Origin of the sequence: Bacillus sp. MM09(2025) (assembly GCF_050496725.1) — a bacterium.
GTDB classification, from domain to species: domain Bacteria; phylum Bacillota; class Bacilli; order Bacillales; family Bacillaceae; genus Bacillus; species Bacillus pumilus.
The window spans coordinates 884,390-903,333 of record NZ_JBNWEN010000004.1 but is presented as its reverse complement, the minus strand read 5'-3'; the positions used below and the strand labels follow the sequence as shown (position 1 = coordinate 903,333).

General features: G+C 41.1%; 19 protein-coding genes. 10 read left to right on the top strand and 9 right to left on the bottom strand.

From position 1 onward, the window contains the following. Nucleotides 1-3 precede the first annotated feature (3 nt). Both ACQYAC_RS10960 and ACQYAC_RS10955 read right to left on the bottom strand, forming a co-directional pair. The gene (locus ACQYAC_RS10960) at nucleotides 4-681 is read right to left on the bottom strand and encodes an amino acid ABC transporter permease (protein WP_081042259.1); all 678 of its coding nucleotides are present in this window, start codon (nucleotides 679-681) and stop codon (nucleotides 4-6) included. A 39-nt stretch (nucleotides 682-720) separates the two neighbouring features. After that, the gene (locus ACQYAC_RS10955) at nucleotides 721-1,566 is read right to left on the bottom strand and encodes a transporter substrate-binding domain-containing protein (protein ID WP_235567013.1); all 846 of its coding nucleotides are present in this window, start codon (nucleotides 1,564-1,566) and stop codon (nucleotides 721-723) included. Between the two features lie 212 nt (nucleotides 1,567-1,778). On the opposite strand from ACQYAC_RS10955, the gene ACQYAC_RS10950 reads away from it, so the two are divergent. Continuing rightward, nucleotides 1,779-3,167 carry an MFS transporter gene (locus ACQYAC_RS10950; protein ID WP_429943290.1) on the top strand — a complete coding sequence of 463 codons (1,389 nt, stop codon included), beginning with the start codon at nucleotides 1,779-1,781 and terminating at the stop codon, nucleotides 3,165-3,167. A gap of 37 nt (nucleotides 3,168-3,204) precedes the next feature. Here ACQYAC_RS10950 and ACQYAC_RS10945 read toward each other — a convergent pair whose 3' ends face one another. The 3 genes from ACQYAC_RS10945 to ACQYAC_RS10935 all read right to left on the bottom strand — a co-directional run bounded on the left by ACQYAC_RS10945 (nucleotide 3,205) and on the right by ACQYAC_RS10935 (nucleotide 5,525). Beyond that, nucleotides 3,205-3,804 (bottom strand): undecaprenyl-diphosphatase, encoded by a 600-nt coding sequence (locus tag ACQYAC_RS10945; RefSeq protein WP_034660243.1) that lies wholly within the window; start codon nucleotides 3,802-3,804, stop codon nucleotides 3,205-3,207. Nucleotides 3,805-3,908: 104 nt separating this feature from the next. Further along, a complete protein-coding gene (locus ACQYAC_RS10940; protein WP_058013500.1) occupies nucleotides 3,909-5,096 on the bottom strand; it encodes an MFS transporter in 1,188 nt (395 codons plus the stop codon). Nucleotides 5,097-5,111: 15 nt separating this feature from the next. Further along, complete coding sequence (locus ACQYAC_RS10935; protein ID WP_044140115.1) at nucleotides 5,112-5,525, bottom strand: MarR family winged helix-turn-helix transcriptional regulator; 414 nt, start codon at nucleotides 5,523-5,525, stop codon at nucleotides 5,112-5,114. Between the two features lie 338 nt (nucleotides 5,526-5,863). On the opposite strand from ACQYAC_RS10935, the gene spoIIID reads away from it, so the two are divergent. The 4 genes from spoIIID (at nucleotide 5,864) to ACQYAC_RS10915 (ending at nucleotide 9,141) form a co-directional block, all read left to right on the top strand. Beyond that, nucleotides 5,864-6,142: a sporulation transcriptional regulator SpoIIID gene (gene spoIIID, locus ACQYAC_RS10930; protein ID WP_008343327.1), complete on the top strand. Its 279-nt coding sequence runs from the start codon at nucleotides 5,864-5,866 to the stop codon at nucleotides 6,140-6,142. Between the two features lie 184 nt (nucleotides 6,143-6,326). Continuing rightward, complete coding sequence (gene mbl / locus ACQYAC_RS10925; protein ID WP_012011515.1) at nucleotides 6,327-7,328, top strand: cell shape-determining protein Mbl; 1,002 nt, start codon at nucleotides 6,327-6,329, stop codon at nucleotides 7,326-7,328. Nucleotides 7,329-7,452: 124 nt separating this feature from the next. After that, nucleotides 7,453-8,292: a flagellar hook-basal body protein gene (locus ACQYAC_RS10920; RefSeq protein WP_058013501.1), complete on the top strand. Its 840-nt coding sequence runs from the start codon at nucleotides 7,453-7,455 to the stop codon at nucleotides 8,290-8,292. Nucleotides 8,293-8,322: 30 nt separating this feature from the next. Next, entirely contained in the window at nucleotides 8,323-9,141 is an 819-nt protein-coding gene (locus tag ACQYAC_RS10915) for a flagellar hook-basal body protein (RefSeq protein ID WP_106071348.1), read from the top strand. Between the two features lie 14 nt (nucleotides 9,142-9,155). Here ACQYAC_RS10915 and ACQYAC_RS10910 read toward each other — a convergent pair whose 3' ends face one another. Further along, complete coding sequence (locus tag ACQYAC_RS10910) at nucleotides 9,156-10,211, bottom strand: tetratricopeptide repeat protein (protein ID WP_429943289.1); 1,056 nt, start codon at nucleotides 10,209-10,211, stop codon at nucleotides 9,156-9,158. Nucleotides 10,212-10,430: 219 nt separating this feature from the next. Here ACQYAC_RS10910 and fabZ point away from each other — a divergent pair, with 219 nt between their 5' ends. Together fabZ and mscL are read left to right on the top strand one after the other, a co-directional pair. Further along, complete coding sequence (gene fabZ / locus ACQYAC_RS10905; protein WP_429943288.1) at nucleotides 10,431-10,865, top strand: 3-hydroxyacyl-ACP dehydratase FabZ; 435 nt, start codon at nucleotides 10,431-10,433, stop codon at nucleotides 10,863-10,865. Between the two features lie 126 nt (nucleotides 10,866-10,991). Then, nucleotides 10,992-11,387 carry a large conductance mechanosensitive channel protein MscL gene (gene mscL / locus ACQYAC_RS10900; protein ID WP_429943287.1) on the top strand — a complete coding sequence of 132 codons (396 nt, stop codon included), beginning with the start codon at nucleotides 10,992-10,994 and terminating at the stop codon, nucleotides 11,385-11,387. A 27-nt stretch (nucleotides 11,388-11,414) separates the two neighbouring features. On the opposite strand, the gene ACQYAC_RS10895 is transcribed toward mscL, so the two are convergent. Beyond that, nucleotides 11,415-11,825 (bottom strand): YwpF-like family protein, encoded by a 411-nt coding sequence (locus ACQYAC_RS10895; RefSeq protein ID WP_003215215.1) that lies wholly within the window; start codon nucleotides 11,823-11,825, stop codon nucleotides 11,415-11,417. Between the two features lie 117 nt (nucleotides 11,826-11,942). On the opposite strand from ACQYAC_RS10895, the gene ACQYAC_RS10890 reads away from it, so the two are divergent. The 3 genes from ACQYAC_RS10890 (at nucleotide 11,943) to ACQYAC_RS10880 (ending at nucleotide 14,474) form a co-directional block, all read left to right on the top strand. After that, complete coding sequence (locus tag ACQYAC_RS10890; RefSeq protein ID WP_058013504.1) at nucleotides 11,943-12,299, top strand: hypothetical protein; 357 nt, start codon at nucleotides 11,943-11,945, stop codon at nucleotides 12,297-12,299. A gap of 372 nt (nucleotides 12,300-12,671) precedes the next feature. Then, nucleotides 12,672-13,532, top strand: a complete 861-nt coding sequence (locus ACQYAC_RS10885) for a Cof-type HAD-IIB family hydrolase (RefSeq protein WP_208856858.1) — start codon at nucleotides 12,672-12,674, stop codon at nucleotides 13,530-13,532. Nucleotides 13,533-13,685: 153 nt separating this feature from the next. Then, the gene (locus ACQYAC_RS10880; RefSeq protein ID WP_058013506.1) at nucleotides 13,686-14,474 is read left to right on the top strand and encodes a PAS domain-containing protein; all 789 of its coding nucleotides are present in this window, start codon (nucleotides 13,686-13,688) and stop codon (nucleotides 14,472-14,474) included. A gap of 70 nt (nucleotides 14,475-14,544) precedes the next feature. On the opposite strand, the gene ACQYAC_RS10875 is transcribed toward ACQYAC_RS10880, so the two are convergent. Together ACQYAC_RS10875 and ACQYAC_RS10870 are read right to left on the bottom strand one after the other, a co-directional pair. Further along, a complete protein-coding gene (locus ACQYAC_RS10875) occupies nucleotides 14,545-17,322 on the bottom strand; it encodes a DEAD/DEAH box helicase (protein ID WP_429943286.1) in 2,778 nt (925 codons plus the stop codon). Beyond that, nucleotides 17,309-18,916 (bottom strand): SWIM zinc finger family protein, encoded by a 1,608-nt coding sequence (locus ACQYAC_RS10870; protein ID WP_429943285.1) that lies wholly within the window; start codon nucleotides 18,914-18,916, stop codon nucleotides 17,309-17,311. The genes ACQYAC_RS10875 and ACQYAC_RS10870 overlap by 14 nt, the downstream gene beginning before the upstream one ends. Between the last annotated feature and the right edge of the window lie 28 nt (nucleotides 18,917-18,944).

Genomic DNA, 18,944 nt, shown 5'->3' with positions numbered 1-18,944 from the left:
CTCCTAATGGTCACTGACTGATAGTTTCTTCTCAAAGGTTTGGACAGCGAACGTTAACAGCAGGACAAGAATTAAGTAATAGACGGCTACAACAAGTAAATAGGTCATATTGTCAAAGCTGTTTGAACCTTGGGTCGTGGCGACGTTAAATAGTTCATTGACGCTAATAAAAGCGGCGAGTGATGAATCTTTTAAGCCAATAATGAACTGGTTGCCAAGAGGGGGGAGTGCACGCCGCATCGCTTGCGGGAGAATAATGCGCCTCATTGTTAGGAAACGTCCCATACCAAGAGAGCGTCCTGCCTCTTTTTGCCCCTGATCAATTGATTGGATGGCGCCTCTGAATATTTCTGCTATATACGCGCCATTATGAAAGGCGAGCGCAATGGAAGCGGCCCAGAAGTCGGGAATATTTAATTCTGTCAGTCCAAAATATAGGATGAAAATTTGAACAATCAGTGGTGTACCGCGTACAAGGAAGATATAGGCATTGGCGATATAACCAAAGACAGCCACGCGTGATATTTTCAATAAAGCAAAGAAGAGCCCGATGAACATGCCGATGAAGATGCTGATCACAGTGAGCTGTAAGGTGAGCAGCATACCTTCTAAAAAAATACCTCTTGAATCAATCAGCGTCTGAAAAAAATGTGATAGGGTAGGCAAAACAATCATCTCCATTTGAAGAAAGTGCGCCTAAAAAGGCGCACAATCGTGGTTTTAATTTTGTTTGACCGTGATGTCTTCATTAAAATATTTTTCGCTAATTTGTTTTAATGTTCCGTCTTTTTTTAGTGCGTCAATCGCATCGTTGATCTCTTTAATGAGCTGTTCATTTTCTTTTGAAACAGCGATTGCCTGCTCACTTTGTCCGAGTCTTTCCTGAGCCTCGATCTTTAATTTTTTCTTCATGGCTTCTGCGCCTGTCGCGAAATCCGTCACGACTGCATCGTGTTTTCCGTTGGCTAGTGCTTCTAAAGCGACGACATCACTGTCGTAATATTTTGGTTCCTGTCCGCTATGTTCCTTTGCGATATCAGCGTAGGACGAGCCTTTAGATACAGCGATTTCTTTGTCTTTTAAATCATCAGCATGTTGAATGTCTGCTCCAGGTCTTGTGAAAATTTGCGGGCCAGAGTAATAGTAGGGCTTAGAAAGAAGGACGTGTTTTTTTCGTTCCTCATTGATGGTATGACTTGCAACTGCCGCATCGAATTTTCCTGATTTCACACCTTCAACAATGCCTGCGAATTTATATTTCTTCTGTATAGGCTCGAGGCCTAGTTTGTCACTAATCGCATTGCCTACGTCGATATCAAAGCCTGACATCTGATTTCCATCCATGTAACTGAACGGGTGAAATTCACCTGATGCTGCAAATATAAATTTTCCATCCTCCAAAATTGGCGACCCTTTCGCTGTAGAATTACGTTTATCTCCGTTCCCATTTGTTTCATTTGAACCACACGAAGACAGAAGTAATACTGCAACCGAGAAAAGGGCTGGGACCCAAAACCGTCTTTTCTTAATAATAAGCTTCTCCTCCTTTTCAGCCGTTCTCCATATAAGGAGAAAGTAGGCTTTTCAATATGTGTAGCATCTTACCATTTGTACCTCATATTCTCAATTTTATATGTGTTTTTCCAACACTCGCCCTTTTTAAAATGTATGTCTTGCTTTTCCAAGAGAGAACTTGAATTGATCAGGGTAAAAAAGGGAAATAAATCTCATAATAACGGAAGGGTTAGCAAGCCAGAACACAAAGAGGGGGGCTGTAAATGAAGAAGTGGAGGGACAACCGAAAAGTCTTTTTAACTGCGATTGCCTTTGGGACGATGTTAAATCCGTTGAATTCCTCAATGATTTCTTTGGCCCTGCATCAAATTCAGCATGAATTCGGTTTATCATTTACGACTGTATCTTGGCTTATTTCGTCTTTTTATTTAGCTAGTGCGGTGACGCAGCCGGTGAGCGGCCGGATTGGGGATCATGTGATGAGCCGGAGAACATTATTTTTATTCGGACTGGGCCTGGTAGCAGTCTCAGCCATCTGTGCACCATTTGCCCCGACGTTTGCGGTGCTGATTGTGATTCGTTTGTTGCAAGCAATTGGGAGCAGTGCCATTTATCCTTCTGGTGTCGGACTCATTCGGGATCATATTCAGGAAAAGCAGGCATCGGCATTAGCGGTATTGTCCATTTTTGCTTCTGCGATGACGGCGCTTGGACCTACACTTGGCGGCTTTTTGATGACAATCGGCGGCTGGCCGGCTATCTTTTTAGTGAATCTGCCTTTTATTTTGATCAGCTTCTTTCTTGGACTATCTTTGTTTCCAAAGGAGCAGAAAAAGAGAAAGCTACGTATAGGTGAAACGGTACGGAGGCTCGATTTGCCAGGAATGCTTCTTTTTACAGTTTGTATTGTCCTTCTGCTTTCGTTTTTATTATCACTAGGTCATGGCATTCAATATGTACAGGGAATTCTTTGTCTCTTGAGTGCAGGCACTTTTATTTGGTGGGAGTATCAGGTGGATGAACCATTTATTCAAATTCGGATGTTCAGACAGGAGCAGCGGCTTTCACTTGTGTATGTGCAATTTATCATTTTAAATATCTTTTTCTATTGTCTTTTCTTTGGTTTGCCGAGCTATTTCCAAGATGAATTAGGCTGGCGTGTGGAAATGACGGGTCTTTTTATGCTTTGCATGTCTGGGGTGAGCATCATTGTCTCTCCGCTGACGGGAAAGTGGGTGGACGGCGGGGATGAACGCCATCCGGTATTAGCCAGTGCGGTATTGATGCTGGCTGGAGCGTCTGCGATGACCTTCTTTTTTATTCCGGCACCATTATGGGGGAAAGGGCTGGTTCTAGCGCTGCTTGGACTTAGTTACGGGATTGGCAATGTTGCGCTGCAAGCTGCGATGCTCAAGGCAAGCCCTCAGCATATGATTGGCACGTCCTCTGGGCTTTTTCAAACATGCCGCTACCTTGGTTCCATTCTATCGTCTGCCGTTCTCGGTATGTTGTTTGGGGATGAAATTGCTGGTCCTCATTTTGAGCAGTTAGGGTGGACGTTGATTATCATTTCCCTTATCGGCATCGGTGTCAGTCTTTATTTTTCGAACAAGGTCAGAGGAGGACAGTCAATAAAAAAAGCGGCGCGATAAGTGGAAGAAGATTCTTCATCACATTATCGCAAGCCGCTTAAGAGTTAGACAGGTCAGAACCCTGATCCTTTTGCTTCCTTCTGAATATTTTCCCTACAATTGTCTCATAGAAAGTGACGATGCGATCAATTGGAGAGTCAAAGAATTTCCATAATTTATTCATGATAAAGACGACCACAATTGATACGACCAGGCTGCCTAAGACATCTAATGGATAATGGTGACCAACCCAGATGCGGGAGAATCCTGTGAGTAATCCAAAGACGAGCAAGATGTTGCCAAGCTTTTTATTGCGAGATCGAATGGCAAGTGAAAGAGCCAGTGCACCTGTTGTATGGTCACTTGGGAAGGAAGCGTCTGCTGAGTGCGGAATGAGTGTGTCGACTTTATGTGCCACAAACGGCCGCTCTTCATAATGAAACAGTGTAATGGCAAAATTGACGATAAGTGCCGCGATGCCTGTTACACCGGAAAAGAAGACATGCTTCTTAAATTTGTGATTACCTAAAAACCAGCAAATCAATAAGACAAGGGCATACACAAGAATGGCCTTTTTCGTAATGAAAATCATGGCCTGATCTAAAAACTCAGAATGATGAGCCATCCCGTGTATCACTTTAAACAGTTCGTAATTCAAAACATCACCTATACCTTCGCTTAATGCCAACTATTTTTCAAATATTCGTCTATTTGAAACATCCTATATTTTAGCATGTTTCCGTTGAAGTTTAAAATAGAATCCTATTCTGATAGGGAGACCTTCTGTGCTTTTGCTTCTTGTGGCTTTCGTTCGCTCCAATAAAAAACAATCATACTGAGCAAGACAACAATACCTGCAATGAGATATACATTTGAAAAGTCTGTGAAGCTGACAAGGAGACCAAATACAAAAGAGCCAGCAGCAATACCCGTATCATATAAAGTGAAGAAAGTAGCCGTCGCATAGCCTGTACGGTGGGCTGGTGAGTGCTGAATGGCAAGTGTTTGTAAACATGGCACTAGCGATCCATAGCCAAGTCCAATGACACCACCTGATAGCAGAAGCATTGTAGCTGAATGTGTAGCTGTCAGCATCCATAAACCAATCGCAAAAAGAGCAATCGAAGGATAGATCACAATGTGAGGTCCTACACGGTCAAAAAGTCTGCCTGTAAATGGACGTGATCCAAGCATCGCTGCCGCAAACACAATAAAGAAATAACTGCTTGCCCCCATCAAGTCAAGGGAATTGGCATAGACTGAAATAAATGAAATGATCGGCGAATAACAGAAGGAAATAATGATGCCGACTGCCGCTGTTTTTAAGGCACCTTTTTCAAACAAGTGAGAAAAAGTAAATCGGAAGACAACACTTCCTCCATCTTCAAGCTCTGGTTGTCTGATGAGCATCGTAAAAGCGGCACCAATGGTAACGATAATGGAAAAAAGAAGGAATAAGGAATGGAATCCTACTTTTCCTACTTGATTTAGTGCAATAAATGGACCGATGACAACAGCAAGGTTCATGGACATGACAAAGTAGCCAAGTCCCTCCCCGCGTTTATGTTTTGGAATCATATCTGCTGCAATGGCACTGGTTACTGTCGTCAAAATGCTAAAAAAGATGCCCTGCACGAAACGCAGTAAGAGAAGCGTTTGGAATTGATCTATTGGGATGTATAAATAAGTGAGTAAGGCAAATGCCGTTGATGAGAAAATCGCCATCCGTTTTTTACCGAATTTCTCAATAATCGCTCCAGAAAATGGTCTTGTCACAATGGCGGACAATAAGAAGACCGTCACAAGAAGACCGCCCTGTGATTCTGTTCCATTTAGTTCATCCATTGTGTAAATAGGCAGCAAGGTTAAAAGGGCATAAAAAGAGGTGAACGTAAATAAATTCACCAGGACAATCATGATAAAGTCTCTTGTCCAAATGCGTTCGTTCATGATGTATGTCACTTCCTATTCAGTTGATAATTTGTGTAAAAGTGTATGCAGGAGTTGTTTTTCTTCGTGGGTGAAATCTGAAAGACATTCTTCTTCAAATTGTTCCATCGTACGTTTGATTTCTTCAAATCGGGCCTTAGCATCATCTGTCATGACGATCAGGTTTTCACGTTTATCTTTTCCTTGTACACGTTGCACCCAGCCATTTGCTTCTAGACGGGTTACGGTTCGGGTAATGGTTGGGGCTTCGACGTTCAAATATGTCCAAATGTCTTTTTGGGTTTTCGGGCCGAATGTGTCCAAACAAAAAAGTACAGTCCATTGGGACATGTACAAGTCATAAGCAGCAAGCGCTTCGTTCGCCTTTTTAGACAGCAACCTGGCGCTTTGGTGTATTTGATGTAAACACTCTCTATTTAACGTATCCATATGCTCACCTTTATTAAATATTTAGCTAGGTAAATAAAATCACCTTTTCTATTTTACGTGCTCGACTCATTCTTGTAAAGTGAAAATTTTCGCCACTCGAAATGATTGCATTTTCTGATAAATCCCTTGTCCCATCTTCATTTTTAGCATATTCCCTATGCAATGCTAATACACTGTTACAAACCTGACAAAGAGAGTGTTTGAGGTGAGGGATCGTGTTTGGCATTTACTACCTAATGGATGAGAAATTAAGACGAACAAGCGCCGCTAAAAATGGACACTATTGATACGGATCTCATTTCACACTTCTCACATCCATTTTAGGGAGGTCGAGTGGTGTGCACGATTACATCAAAGAGCGAACAATCAAGATAGGAAAGTATATCGTGGAGACAAAGAAAACCGTTCGTGTAATTGCGAAAGAATTTGGAGTCTCTAAAAGTACTGTACACAAGGATCTAACAGAAAGACTGCCAGAAATTAATCCAGATCTGGCTAATGAAGTGAAGGAGATACTGGATTATCATAAATCAATCCGCCACTTGCGAGGGGGAGAAGCCACTAAATTAAAGTATAAAAAAGAAGAAATTTTAGAAGGCGAGCCTGTGAAACAGTAAGCTTAGTTCTTTGTTCATAAACATGATATATATATCTTCCTCATATCGGTAGTTTCTAACCACAAATTTTGTAAAGACTTTTGTAAAGAAATATCTTTTTTTCTGCAAATTATGATAGAATATATAATTAGGGCAGAATGTGGTATTTGCTATGGAAACAGATTTTCAAGGAGGATATATATAGATGTTTGCTAGGGATATTGGAATTGATCTTGGTACTGCCAATGTACTGATTCATGTCAAAGGAAAAGGAATTGTATTAAATGAACCATCTGTGGTAGCTCTTGACAAAAACAGCGGAAAAGTTTTGGCTGTTGGAGAAGAGGCGAGACGTATGGTTGGACGTACGCCTGGGAATATTGTTGCGATTCGTCCATTAAAAGATGGCGTAATTGCTGATTTTGAAGTAACTGAAGCGATGCTCAAGCATTTTATTAACTCATTAAATGTGAAAGGGCTATTCTCTAAGCCGCGTATGCTCATCTGCTGCCCGACAAACATTACATCTGTTGAGCAGAAGGCGATCAAAGAAGCTGCTGAAAAAAGCGGCGGTAAGCATGTATTTCTTGAAGAAGAGCCAAAAGTAGCAGCTATTGGTGCTGGTATGGATATTTTTCAGCCAAGTGGAAACATGGTCGTAGATATTGGAGGCGGAACGACAGATATCGCTGTCATCTCAATGGGTGACATTGTAACCGCCTCTTCTATTAAAATGGCTGGAGACAAATTTGATCTGGAAATTCTCAACTACATTAAAAAAGAGTACAAGCTGTTGATCGGTGAACGCACGGCTGAGGATATTAAGATCCAAGTTGCAACGGTATTCCCAGACGCACGTCACGAAGAGATTTCAATTCGTGGACGAGACATGGTGACAGGATTACCAAGAACGATTACCGTCACAAGCAAAGAAGTAGAAGAAGCATTGCGTGAATCTGTATCTGCGATTGTTCAGGCTGCAAAGCAAGTTCTTGAGAGAACACCGCCTGAATTATCAGCTGATATTATTGATCGCGGCGTCATCATTACAGGTGGCGGAGCTCTTCTAAACGGGCTTGATCAATTGCTTGCAGAAGAGCTGAAAGTACCAGTTTTCGTTGCTGAGAATCCGATGGATTGTGTAGCTGTTGGTACTGGCGTCATGCTTGATAATATGGACAAGCTGCCAAAGCGTAAACTCAGCTAATGATGTCCCTCATTCTTTTTCGAAAGAATGGGGGATTTTTATTAAAGAACCCTGCAAATATGCCGATATATTTCATAGAAGATTGTGTTTAGGTCATGTGAAAGAATTTTAATGAGGTGAGCACGTGTTAAAAGGACTATACACCGCAACATCTGCCATGATCGCTCAAGAGCGGCGGACAGAAATGCTTTCAAATAATATCGCAAATGCGAATACGCCAGGATATAAAGCGGATGAGGGGGCCATGCGGGCATTTCCAGAAATGCTGCTTAGCCGAATGGAGTCAGGACGTTTCCAAACTTCTTCAGGCAAAGGGTTTAGTGTTCCTCAGCAAACACCGATTGGCGGCATTAATACGGGGACATATATGCAGGAACTGATTCCTCAATTTACCCAAGGAACTTTAAAAACAACAGATCAAACAACGGATATCGCACTAGTCGAAAATAATGTGCCGATCAACCCTGAGACCAATCAGAAATCAGCGCTCTTTTATGCGGTCAATACCCCAGAAGGCGTTCGTTATACGAAAAGTAGCTCGATTACATTGAACGCACAAAATCAGTTGACGATCAATGGGCGTGCTCTTCTTTCTGTGACAGGTCAGCCAATCACGGTTCAGAGTGAGAATTTCAAAGTGAATGCAGATGGAACTGTGAGTGAAAATGGACAAAATCTTGGGCAAATTGATGTACGTGTTGCGATGGATACAAGAAACTTAGCGAGAGAAGGAAATGATTTATACCGTACAGCTGATAACCAGCCCCTGCCAAGTGCAGTCAATAACGGTCAAATGTCCTATACGTTAAGTCAAGGTGTATCGGAGCTGTCGAACGTGGATGTGACGAAATCATATACAGAAATGACAACCGCTTATCGAGCATTTGAAACAAACCAAAAAGTGGTTCAAGCGTATGATAAAAGCTTAGAAAAAGCAGTGAATGAAATTGGCAGAGTGTATTAATTAAGAAATGAAAAAGAAAGGAGGATTCTCATGCTTAGAACGATGATCAATGCAGCTGTATCAATGAACGAAGTACAAAAGCAGCTTGATATTATCAGTAATAATATCGCGAACAGTGAAACAACAGGATACCGTGCGAAAAATACCCGTTTCTCAGAGCTGATCAGACAACAGTTCAACCAAGTGGATGAAAAAAATGCGCAGGTGGCAAACAGTCGTCTGACACCTGATGGATTAAGGCTTGGTACGGGTACGATGGTCAATGCGTCCATTAACTCACTGCAAGGTTCGATTAAAGAAACAGGCCGTGATCTTGATGTTGCATTTGGAGCGCCTTCTCAGTATATGCAGGTCAATGCCGGCGGTAATATTCGTTATACAAGAGACGGTTCTCTATACTTACAGCCAGGCAATAATCGTAACCAAGTGCAGCTTGTCACTAGCGAAGGCCATCCGATTCTTGATGAAAATGGAAATGAAATCGTCTTAAATGCGAATTTCCGTGATATTTCAATTGATAAAAATGGACGTCTGACAGCCATTTCAAGAGATAATCAACCGAATCAGCAAGTGAATCTAGGTGTTGTGCAAGTCAATAACTCTTCAGCACTTGTCTCTGAAGGAGATAATTTATTCTCAGTTGACGGTACTTATCAAGGTGCATTAACAGCACTAAATGGAGCAAACCGCCAAGCGATTCAGCTTCAGCAAGGTGCACTTGAAACGTCGAATGTGGACATGTCTAAAGAATTAACAGATCTCATGACAACACAGCGCTCCTATCAGATGAACTCAAGAACGATTACGATGGGTGATCAGATGCTTGGATTAGTAAATACAATTCGATAATGAGCAGGCTGACATCAGCCTCTCATGATAAAAAAGGCGGCTCGCTCAAAGTCGCCCTTTTTTTTATAAAAATCTGAGACATCGGCAAGCAAATCCTCAAGATCAATCCAGGCTTCTTTTCGTTCAAGGCATGTGACGAGCCTTGCAATCTGCTCATCTGCCTTTGGCGTTTGGCTGTAGAGAAGAAATAAGATTTGGAACTTGATTCTTAATATATCAAATTGTGAAGCAACGGCTTCTTTTAATCCTTTTTGAATATACTTCATACCTTCATCGGTTAAATTTTCTTTATAGCAGGAACGCACTGTTTCGTAGAGGCACGATACATAAGAGTGTGCGGACTTTCGGTATGCTGGCAGACGAAGTGCTTTTTTAAAGTATTCCAGCGCTTTCTTGTGACGGTTTTGTCTCGACTGAATAAAGCCAGCGTCATAATAAACGATACCGAGCAGTTCTTGATCATCAATGATTTTCACGTATTCGATGATCTCAATAAAAAGAGCTTCTGCTTCTTCATATTTTTTTTGATCACTAAAGTTAAGTGCGAGGACAATTTTGCACCGATAAATGCTATGGATATCCCCGTGCTTTGCAAAGATATCCATGGCTTTTTCAACATGACGAATCGATAACAACGAATAGCGCTTGTTATAATAAACACCACTTGTACGAAAATGGAACTCGGCTTCTTCTAGCTCATCGTCTAGCAGCGGCAGTTTTTCTTCTGCTTTTTCAAGATAATGAATGGCATCATTTTGATCACTTTTTAAAGATTCGTATAAACCGAGAAAGAAGTTAAAATAATAATGCAGTTGATCGTTCATTTGGTCTTTGAACTGCATCAGTTCATGTTTCATTTTTTCTAAGTCCTCTGTCTGATTCATCCAGAGCTGATGCCGAAAAAGCATCAGCTGATAATGTAAATAGAGTTCCTGTTTTTTTGATATTTTACGTTGATGTTTTAATAGAGTTGTTTTGATTTCTTCAGCCTTCGAAAAATGTCGATGCTTTAGCATTGTATACCACGAATGGAGAAGTTTTTTAATGGGTTTATCACTCATAAAATTCATTTTTACCCTCTTATTCAATCAATGATGTAATATATATTACCATATTTGTGAAAAAACAATGAGTGTAGTGTGGATTATATTTGATGACAATAGGCAATAGTAGATTCTATTTTTTGCCATATGTATGGAGTGGACGTTGAAAAATACGAGCATTCATAATATACTTCTATAGGAATCAAATGAAGATCAGCGATATAGAAAAGAAGGAGAGATCAAGACATGCTTGATGCTCAGCAAATTCAAAACATTATTCCACACCGTTATCCATTTTTATTGGTTGACCGTATTTTAGAAGTTGATGGTGACAAAAGAGCGGTTGGAATCAAAAATGTAACAGTAAATGAAGAATTTTTTAACGGTCATTTCCCAGGATACCCAGTCATGCCGGGTGTGCTTATTGTAGAAGCGCTTGCTCAGGTTTTTGGGGTCATCATTTTAGGTAAAGAAGAGAATCAAGGGAGAATCGGTTTGTTTGCTGGAATTGACAGTTGCCGATTCAAAAGACAGGTCAAGCCTGGCGATCAGCTTCGTTTAGAGGTTGAAGTGACACGTCTTCGCGGTCCAGTTGCCAAAGGAAAAGCAGTAGCCACAGTAGATGGCGAAGTGGCATGTGAAGCAGAACTCACATTTTCTATCGGTCCTAAAGTATCATGATTTGCTTGGCGGTTCATCAAGGATGAATCGCTTTTTATATGGAAACAACTAGTCTGAACGGATCAGGACTTGCATTTTTGACAAAAAAACGTCATATTAGACAAAAAAAGATGAAGGTGATAAAAGATGCTGAAAGAATTTAGAGAATTTGCAGTCAAGGGAAATGTCATTGACTTGGCTGTAGGTGTCATCATTGGGGGAGCATTTGGCAAAATTGTCACTTCTCTTGTGAATGATTTGATCATGCCGCTTGTCGGCATTATTATTGGCGGACATGATTTTAGCGGTCTATCTATTAAGATCGGATCTGCGCAAATTTTATATGGAAGCTTCATTCAAACAGTGATTGATTTCTTGATTATCTCGTTTTCCATTTTTATCTTTATTCGTTATTTGAATAAATTAAAACGGAAAAAGGCAGAGGAAGAAGAGGTTGTAGAAACGCCGGATCAAACGGAAGTTTTACTAACTGAAATTAGAGATCTCTTGAAAAATCAAAGCCAATCGAAAGATGTGCAATAAAAAAAGAGCGGCTAACTCCGCTCTTTTTTATGTGTTTTGTTTAAATGCATCCAGTAGTTTTTCTCCGGAAAGCCCCTCTTTGACGAGGTCTTTTAGTACTTCTTCTGTTTCTGTTCTATAACGATTTGTAATCATCTTACCATCGAGCAGCACAGAAATGTTTTCTTCTAAAGCAACAATGTTTTTGACTTGGACAGATAGATGAACAGGGCGGTTGTTTTCTTTTGTGATCGTCACAAGAATCTTCACTTCAGTGTGCTGCTGAAAGAGCACCTCAAACACCTGTCTATGTTTTTTTGGAATGAGTGCCTCGATCATCCAGTGATTTTCACCATCTTCTTTATTAATGATTAAACCGTCACGAAGGGGAATGCTGGACATTTTATCTTGCTTTGGATCAAGTTCGATTTTTAAATCAATCAGCCTAAAGGTTTTCATATTTTTCACCTCACAAGCGTTCATTATTCGTAAGTAATATTATAGCATACAACATCTGTATAAATGAAACCGCTGCCTGCTTAAAGCGAGCTGCATATGAGTGAAAGGAGATGTTTTATGGAGTCTTATCAATTACGAAACATACATATTGGCGAAGAGAAGGCAAAGAGCACAATGCGCGTTTATTCGTGGGGAGACATTCTTTCATTTTGTGATGTGTACATGGAAGAAGGCGAGTCACTCACGTTTCAATACGTCACCGAGGATCAAATGGACTACTTTGAATTTCAATTGTCGATTCATGATGGGCAGCTTTGTTTTTATTGGTTTGCGTGGGATGGATCTGATTATATTCACATGCCTTCTAGTAATTGGATTCATTCAGATGTTTTTTATCAATTTATGAAAAATAAGTTTTTCGTCAAACAAAACAAGATGATGTTTTATACTCAAGCGGTAAAAAGCAGAAATTAAAGAGGAAAGAGAGAATTTGAGGGGGCATTCTTTCATTTTCATGTTTTGTCACATACAACCTTTCTCGGTAGACTAAGGGCAGCTAGAAGGAAAGGAGGTACGGTCTGAATCAAAAGGTAACGTCTAGCATCTGACAGCCCCCCTCTAGCTAAAGCTGATAGACGCTGCCTTGAGCATAAGAACACTGCGTAATAGAACCATCGTTTCTTTGTATAGGTCATGTGTCCCCTTAAATCCCCTTGTGTGTATCCGGTCATGTAGCGTGGCCGGGTACTCTTTTATTCAATGATAAACCGATCACCTCTTGATGATGGATTTTATCAGCGGTATGATAGCCAAAATGGAGACAAAAAGGAGAGAACGATGACAAACATTCAATTGATCGCAACGGATTTAGACGGAACGTTATTGAATAGTGAACACAAAGTGAGTCAGGAAAATGAGCAGGCGTTAAAGGAAGCAGCGGCGAATGGATTGGAAGTTGTCGTTTCAACAGGAAGAGCGTATTTTGATGTGAGGTCTATTTTTGATGAGCTTGGGATGAATACATGGGTGATTAGTGCCAATGGAGCTGTGATTCATGATCCGGCTGGACAAGTATATCATTCAGCTGCTTTACAAGAAGAAAAGGCCAAACGCATATTGAAATGGCTTGAAGAACGTGAGTATTATTATGAAGTTTTTACAAACGAAGCCATTTTCACACCGAATCGTGGTAGAGAGCTTCTTGCGATTGAAATGGATCGTTTAAAAAGTGCAAATCCAGAAACGGACTTGAGTGTTTTAAAACAAGCGGCAGAAGTGCAATATAGTCAGTCGGGTTTTTCTTATATTGATACATATAAAGAGTTGTTTCGTGAGGATCGAAAGCTTTCATTCTACAACATTTTAGGTTTCTCTTTCTTTGAAGACAGATTGAAGAAAGGATGGAATATGTTTGGTGATGATTCAGATGTCACAATGGTCAGTTCAGCCGATCATAACTTTGAAATTGGTTCAAAGGATGCATCTAAAGGCCAGGCATTAACAAGACTGGCAGAACGACTTGGTATTCCTTTAGACCAGACAGCGGCTGTAGGAGACAGTTTAAATGACGAATCGATGCTTCTAGCAGCTGGTGTTGGGGTTGCGATGGGCAATGCGAGACAGGATATGAAAGAAATCGCTGATCATGTCACGTTAACAAATGATGAACATGGTGTGGCGTATATGATTCGACACCTTTTGAAGTAGATGCATCAGATGTCGTTGTATAAATCACATAGGATAAAGCGCATTCTACAAAAGAGGAATTCAGAACTACTTCTATTTACACATGATGTGGAACATCATATAATTTAATTATGAACATAACCCGCTTGTAAGGAAATTAAGGAGAGTAAACGAATGGCGCTGGAATCTTATAAGTCCGAAAATCTGCATTTAATCAAGGAAGCCTTAGACTATACTCAGGTTGGCCTGACGGTGACGGACCCGTCTTTACCTGATAATCCTTTAATATATGTGAACAAGGGCTTTTTAGATATGACAGGCTATCAAGAACCCGAAGTATTGGGGAAGAATTGTCGTTTCCTTCAAGGAAATGAAACAGAGCAAAACGCTCTCCAACAAATTAGAACAGCAATTGAGAACAAAGAGGCTGTCACTGTTCAGCTAAAAAATTATAAAAAATCTGGACAGATGTTTTGGAATGAGTTAAGTGTAGCTCCTCTTTGGATTGACGAAAATGAAGGGAAACGTCTTTATTTCGTTGGTCTGCAAAAGGATGTCACGAAAGAGAAGGAACAGCAGGAGCTTCTTGAGCAATCAATTGATGAAGTGCTGAACATTTCTGTTCCCATTGTTCCTGTGAAAGATGGTATTTCTGTGTTACCGATCATTGGTACGTTAACAGCGCCAAGATTTGATAAGATTATCTCCACAGTCTCCACCTATATCTCTCAATCCAAGGACGATTATTTTATTGTCGATCTGTCTGGTTTATTAGAAGTCGATTCATTTGTGGCAGACGCGATCTTTAAGCTGAACGATTTGATTTTAATGACTGGTACGGAACTCATCGTGACAGGAATTAAACCGAATCTTGCGATGAAAATGGGAGAAATGAGAGAAGACTTCCGTGAATTGAATACGTATATGAACGTGAAATCTGCATTGAAAAAACTGCACATCTAACCTATGTTCATATGAAATGAAAAAAGAGGACTTTTCATCATGTTTGAGAAAAGTCCTCTTTTTGCTTGGATTAAGATGATTGAGCGGCGGCACTTAATGTGAATAAATCTTCTAGTTCGTTTGTCGATAGCTCTGTAATCCAGCTTTCACTTTGGATAATTTGATCATTTAACGTTTGTTTTGTTTCGAGCATTTGATCGATTTTTTCCTCGATCGTGCCCGTTGTGATCATCTTATGGACGTGAACAAATCGTTTTTGTCCGATCCGATAAGCACGGTCGGTCGCTTGGTTTTCCACAGCAGGATTCCACCATCTGTCGTAGTGAATGACATGGTTTGCGGCGGTTAGGTTAAGTCCTGTTCCTCCTGCTTTTAAAGAGAGAATTAAGATGTTGAAATCTTTCTTCTGGAAGCGGTCCACCATTTTATCCCGCTCCTGTTTGGACAGACTGCCATTTAAAAATTGAACGGGTTCTCCAAACATCTTTTCCGCCAGCTGCTTGATCATGTTCCCCATTCCAATATACTGCGTAAAGATGAGGCAGCTTTCTCCTTGTTCATGTATTGCTTTTAACAGCTCTGCGAGTTTATCCATTTTTAATGAACGTTTCAGCAGTTTCACATCGGTTCCACTCTCTTTTAAATAGAGAGCCGGGTGATCGCAAATCTGTTTGAGTCTGCCGAGCATACTTAAAATAATGGCTTTCCGCTGCATTCCTGTTAACGAAGCCATGTGTTCGAAAGTATCTTTCACGAGCTGTTCATATAAAGAAGCCTGCTCAGCGGATAGCGGAATGTATTCTTTTTCTTCGAGTTTCTCGGGCAGGTTCAGGGCGACCTCTTCATCTTGCTTTGTTCGTCTTAAAAGGAAAGGCTTAATCAGTTGCTGCAGCTGTTCAATTCTTTTTTCATCACGGTCTTTTTCAATCGGCAGAACGAATTTCTTATGAAAGCTCGTCAAGCTGCCGAGATATCCTTTGTTGACGAAGTCAAAAATGGACCAAAGCTCTGTTAAACGGTTTTCCATAGGTGTCCCGCTAAGGGCAATATGATGCTGCCCTTTGAGCTGTCTGATCGCTCTCGATTGTTTTGTATGGGCATTCTTAATGTTTTGGGCTTCGTCTAAACAAATCGTATCCCACTTTGCTGACGTTAATTCATCACGATCAGAATGTGAGAGTCCATAAGATGTCAGGACAATATCTGTTGATTCGTATGCCTTTGTAAAGTGTTCCCCTTGAGGACGCGATGGCCCATAATGCAAGGCAACATTCAAATGTGGCGCGAAGGTTTCAAGCTCTCGCTGCCAGTTTCCTAAGACAGAGGTCGGCGCAATGATGAGAGATGGAGCGGCATTTTGCTCCTGCTCTTTCAAATATGTGAAATATGCAATCATTTGAATCGTTTTTCCAAGACCCATATCATCTGCTAAACAAGCCCCAAATCCATGAGATCTTAAGAATAACAGCCAGTTGACACCATGCTGCTGATACGGTCTGAGTGTGCCTTTGAAGGACTCACTCATTTCGTATGAAGGCAGCTCCTGCGTATCATTTAACTGATGGACAAGCCCTCTTAATTGAGATGAGAGTTCAAATTGAATATGTGCAAATGCTGAGCTGTCTAGCAGCTCTGGAACCGATTCAGAGGATGCTTCTTGATCTGCCAGTTCACGTGACAAAATATCAGACATGTGCAGCCCTTCATTTTCGGCGCGCTCCATCCATTTTTTCATTTGCTGGATGAAGATTGGATCGATTTTAATCCATTGTCCACGAATATTGACAAGGCGCCGTTTACTTTGGACAAGCTCGTTGAACTCATCTTCTGTCAGCTCGATGCCGTTTGTAGCAAAGCGCCAATTAAAGTCCATCAAGGCATCCATTCCGACATGCGACTCGCCTCTTGGAGTAGAGGAAATCCTTGCTTTTAGCATCATGGTGCTTTCTTTGACAATTTGCCACCACGATGGGAGCAGGATCTCAATGCCCATATTCACAAGTGTTTCACTTGCTTCAGATAGGAAGAGCCATGCTTCGTCTTCTGACATGAGCGTGGTGCCAGATGTGAAAGAGAGCCAAGGGACAATTTGACCGAATCGCTCCAGCTCTCTGGAGATTTTATCTTGATAAGGATGCCAAGATCTTTTCAATGAACGGATGCCTTCAAAAAAGTGAAGATCGCTGTTTTTCTTATCACGCAAAAACAATTCGATTTTCCAATTGTCTCCGTCGAAATCCGGTTCATTTAGACGCAAGCCGACAGTGAAAGGTGTGTCGTCATCAATCCAGCCAATCGTTTCCAAGAAATCCTGCTCATCTAAAAAATGTCCTTGGAAGGATGAGAGCGCAGGCGATTGTTCTGTCATGCGGTTCCATTTGTGCTGTAAGGCATCATCATATTGAATGTAATCCTGTACGGCAAAGGAGAACCACTCAGCCGTATAGCCATCTAATAGTCCTTCTTTGTCTTTAAAACGAAGGACACCTTTTGTCCAAGCCTCGTAATCGGGAATAAAATCTTCATCCTCAATGAATTCATAAATGGTGGAGGCTGTCTTCATCAGTGGTTCCGTTTCATCGGTTAGTGTCACATGACTAAAGGTATTAAATGAATTTTTCCCTAGCAGTTCAACGGTCATCCAAGGGCTTAGCAGGAAGGCAGGTGTGCCAATAAAGCTCACATCTTCTAAAAATGTTCCGTAAAAAGACGATTCGTGCCATTGGAAAAGCTGCCTCTTCATTTCATTAAGCGGAACAGGGTGTCCGTCCTCTGCTTGCGCTGAAATGGTGAAAGAGAAATCTTCTGTTTGTTCTGCATGAATGACAATTTGTTTATGGCGTGTCATCAATTAATTTTCCTTTCTTCATTTCCTCTTGGAACGCACGCAGCCGTTTCGTTGAATCCTGTAGCTGCTTTACATATCTTTCCCAAATCGCAGTTTGTTTCGTTTTATGATAAAGCGTGCGCAGTTTTTTTAGCATTTTCACAGATTCCCGGTAAGCACTTCGATTCTTTTGATCGAGAAGCTGTGAGATTTCACGGTGATACGACGGAATGAGCGCTTCAGGCTCCTCTTTTGCAATTTGTTTGATCAGGTCCTTCTCCAGTTCACTGATGGAGAAACCAACAAGGCTGTGAATTTCAATCCATTCTGCATAACGCTCTTGTGCATATAAGAGCTGACTATATTCAGTAAACGCATAGGGCATGCAGATCTGGAGGTAGCGTTCATATAAATGATGATCATTCGTCTGCTTAAAGTATGCGTCTAAATAGAAGAAGAAATCACTGACGGCTCCTCGCAGTTCTCTGTAGGAAAGGTCGAGCTGGCAATATTCCTCTAAAATATAGGTGATCTCATGATACCAGAGCTTGAGCCGCTTCCAGTCCTTACGGTTTGACAGATCCTTCAGCCAGTTGAGCACATTTGGCAGCATATCTGCATTGAGCAGCTTTAATTGCTGAAAAAGGCTATCGTCTTCTTTCAGTAAATAATCCATGTGCATCAATCCGATGGTACGCTCAACCGTTTGTTTTTGCTGCTGAGCGTTCTTTAGTAATTCTGTTTCTTTTTTAACCCATTTCCCTCTATTTAATATGGTGCCCCAAATCTCCATAAAGACCGCTACTCGTTCATGTTGAAAAGGTCCGTTTATTTGAAGAAGTGTCCGAACGGCAGTTGGTGTGTTTTCAAGAAACGGATCGAGGGAAAAGGAAAGGGCGTATGTTTTTAAGTGATCCACTGAATCAAAAATGGTGTTCATGAGCTGTTCTACATATGGATTCATGGAATAAAAGTCCTTCTCGGCATCAAGCTGGCCAAGGTCGATTAATTCATAAATCCTTAACCACACATCGATTGACGTATGAATCGCATACAAACTCTTGAATTCAGGTGAATGAGGTGCGTGTTTTTTTAAGATCGATAAATAGCCGTAATACAAATGCTGCGGTGTTTGCTGGTGCTTTGGTGTCCGTTTCAGCCAGAGGTTAAATTCCTCTTGGAAAAAATTCAACCAGCTTTGGAGTGATTGTTCGTCTGGGCGCTTCACTTGGAAGTGCTGGCGAATTAATTCTTTGCTGCGTTGTAATTCATCCTTTTCTGACCAATTTTCTGTAAATCCGGTCACACTCTCCACTTGAGCGTATAGCGAAAAGAAGACAGCGAGAATGTGTTTACAAAGTCCATCTGCCGGACATGAGCAGCTGCTTCTCACAGGAAACAGCACATGAAGGTGGACTCTTGCTGCCACGACATCATGTACATAAGCTGACCATTCCGTATCAGATTCTTGCTTGAGACGATATACACTGTCCTGTCTATAAGTAATCAATGCTTTTTTGATGAGTTGTTTGTTTTCATCTGTTGCAGGAAGAAGTTCTTTGATTTGTTCGGCTGTTTGCTTGAGTTCTTCTTCATTGATGTTGTGCTGAAGCATTTGATCCGCTCCTAACCAAGTAAAAGAT

What these genes read in the sequence shown, in the direction of transcription:
- ACQYAC_RS10960 (WP_081042259.1), bottom strand. Translation starts at nt 681, where the DNA reads ATGGAGATGATTGTTTTGCCTACCCTATCACATTTTTTTCAGACGCTG.
- ACQYAC_RS10950 (WP_429943290.1), top strand. Translation starts at nt 1,779, where the DNA reads ATGAAGAAGTGGAGGGACAACCGAAAAGTCTTTTTAACTGCGATTGCC.
- ACQYAC_RS10940 (WP_058013500.1), bottom strand. Translation starts at nt 5,096, where the DNA reads ATGAACGAACGCATTTGGACAAGAGACTTTATCATGATTGTCCTGGTG.
- ACQYAC_RS10935 (WP_044140115.1), bottom strand. Translation starts at nt 5,525, where the DNA reads ATGGATACGTTAAATAGAGAGTGTTTACATCAAATACACCAAAGCGCC.
- mbl (WP_012011515.1), top strand. Translation starts at nt 6,327, where the DNA reads ATGTTTGCTAGGGATATTGGAATTGATCTTGGTACTGCCAATGTACTG.
- ACQYAC_RS10915 (WP_106071348.1), top strand. Translation starts at nt 8,323, where the DNA reads ATGCTTAGAACGATGATCAATGCAGCTGTATCAATGAACGAAGTACAA.
- ACQYAC_RS10910 (WP_429943289.1), bottom strand. Translation starts at nt 10,211, where the DNA reads ATGAATTTTATGAGTGATAAACCCATTAAAAAACTTCTCCATTCGTGG.
- fabZ (WP_429943288.1), top strand. Translation starts at nt 10,431, where the DNA reads ATGCTTGATGCTCAGCAAATTCAAAACATTATTCCACACCGTTATCCA.
- mscL (WP_429943287.1), top strand. Translation starts at nt 10,992, where the DNA reads ATGCTGAAAGAATTTAGAGAATTTGCAGTCAAGGGAAATGTCATTGAC.
- ACQYAC_RS10895 (WP_003215215.1), bottom strand. Translation starts at nt 11,825, where the DNA reads ATGAAAACCTTTAGGCTGATTGATTTAAAAATCGAACTTGATCCAAAG.
- ACQYAC_RS10890 (WP_058013504.1), top strand. Translation starts at nt 11,943, where the DNA reads ATGGAGTCTTATCAATTACGAAACATACATATTGGCGAAGAGAAGGCA.
- ACQYAC_RS10880 (WP_058013506.1), top strand. Translation starts at nt 13,686, where the DNA reads ATGGCGCTGGAATCTTATAAGTCCGAAAATCTGCATTTAATCAAGGAA.
- ACQYAC_RS10875 (WP_429943286.1), bottom strand. Translation starts at nt 17,322, where the DNA reads ATGACACGCCATAAACAAATTGTCATTCATGCAGAACAAACAGAAGAT.
- ACQYAC_RS10870 (WP_429943285.1), bottom strand. Translation starts at nt 18,916, where the DNA reads ATGCTTCAGCACAACATCAATGAAGAAGAACTCAAGCAAACAGCCGAA.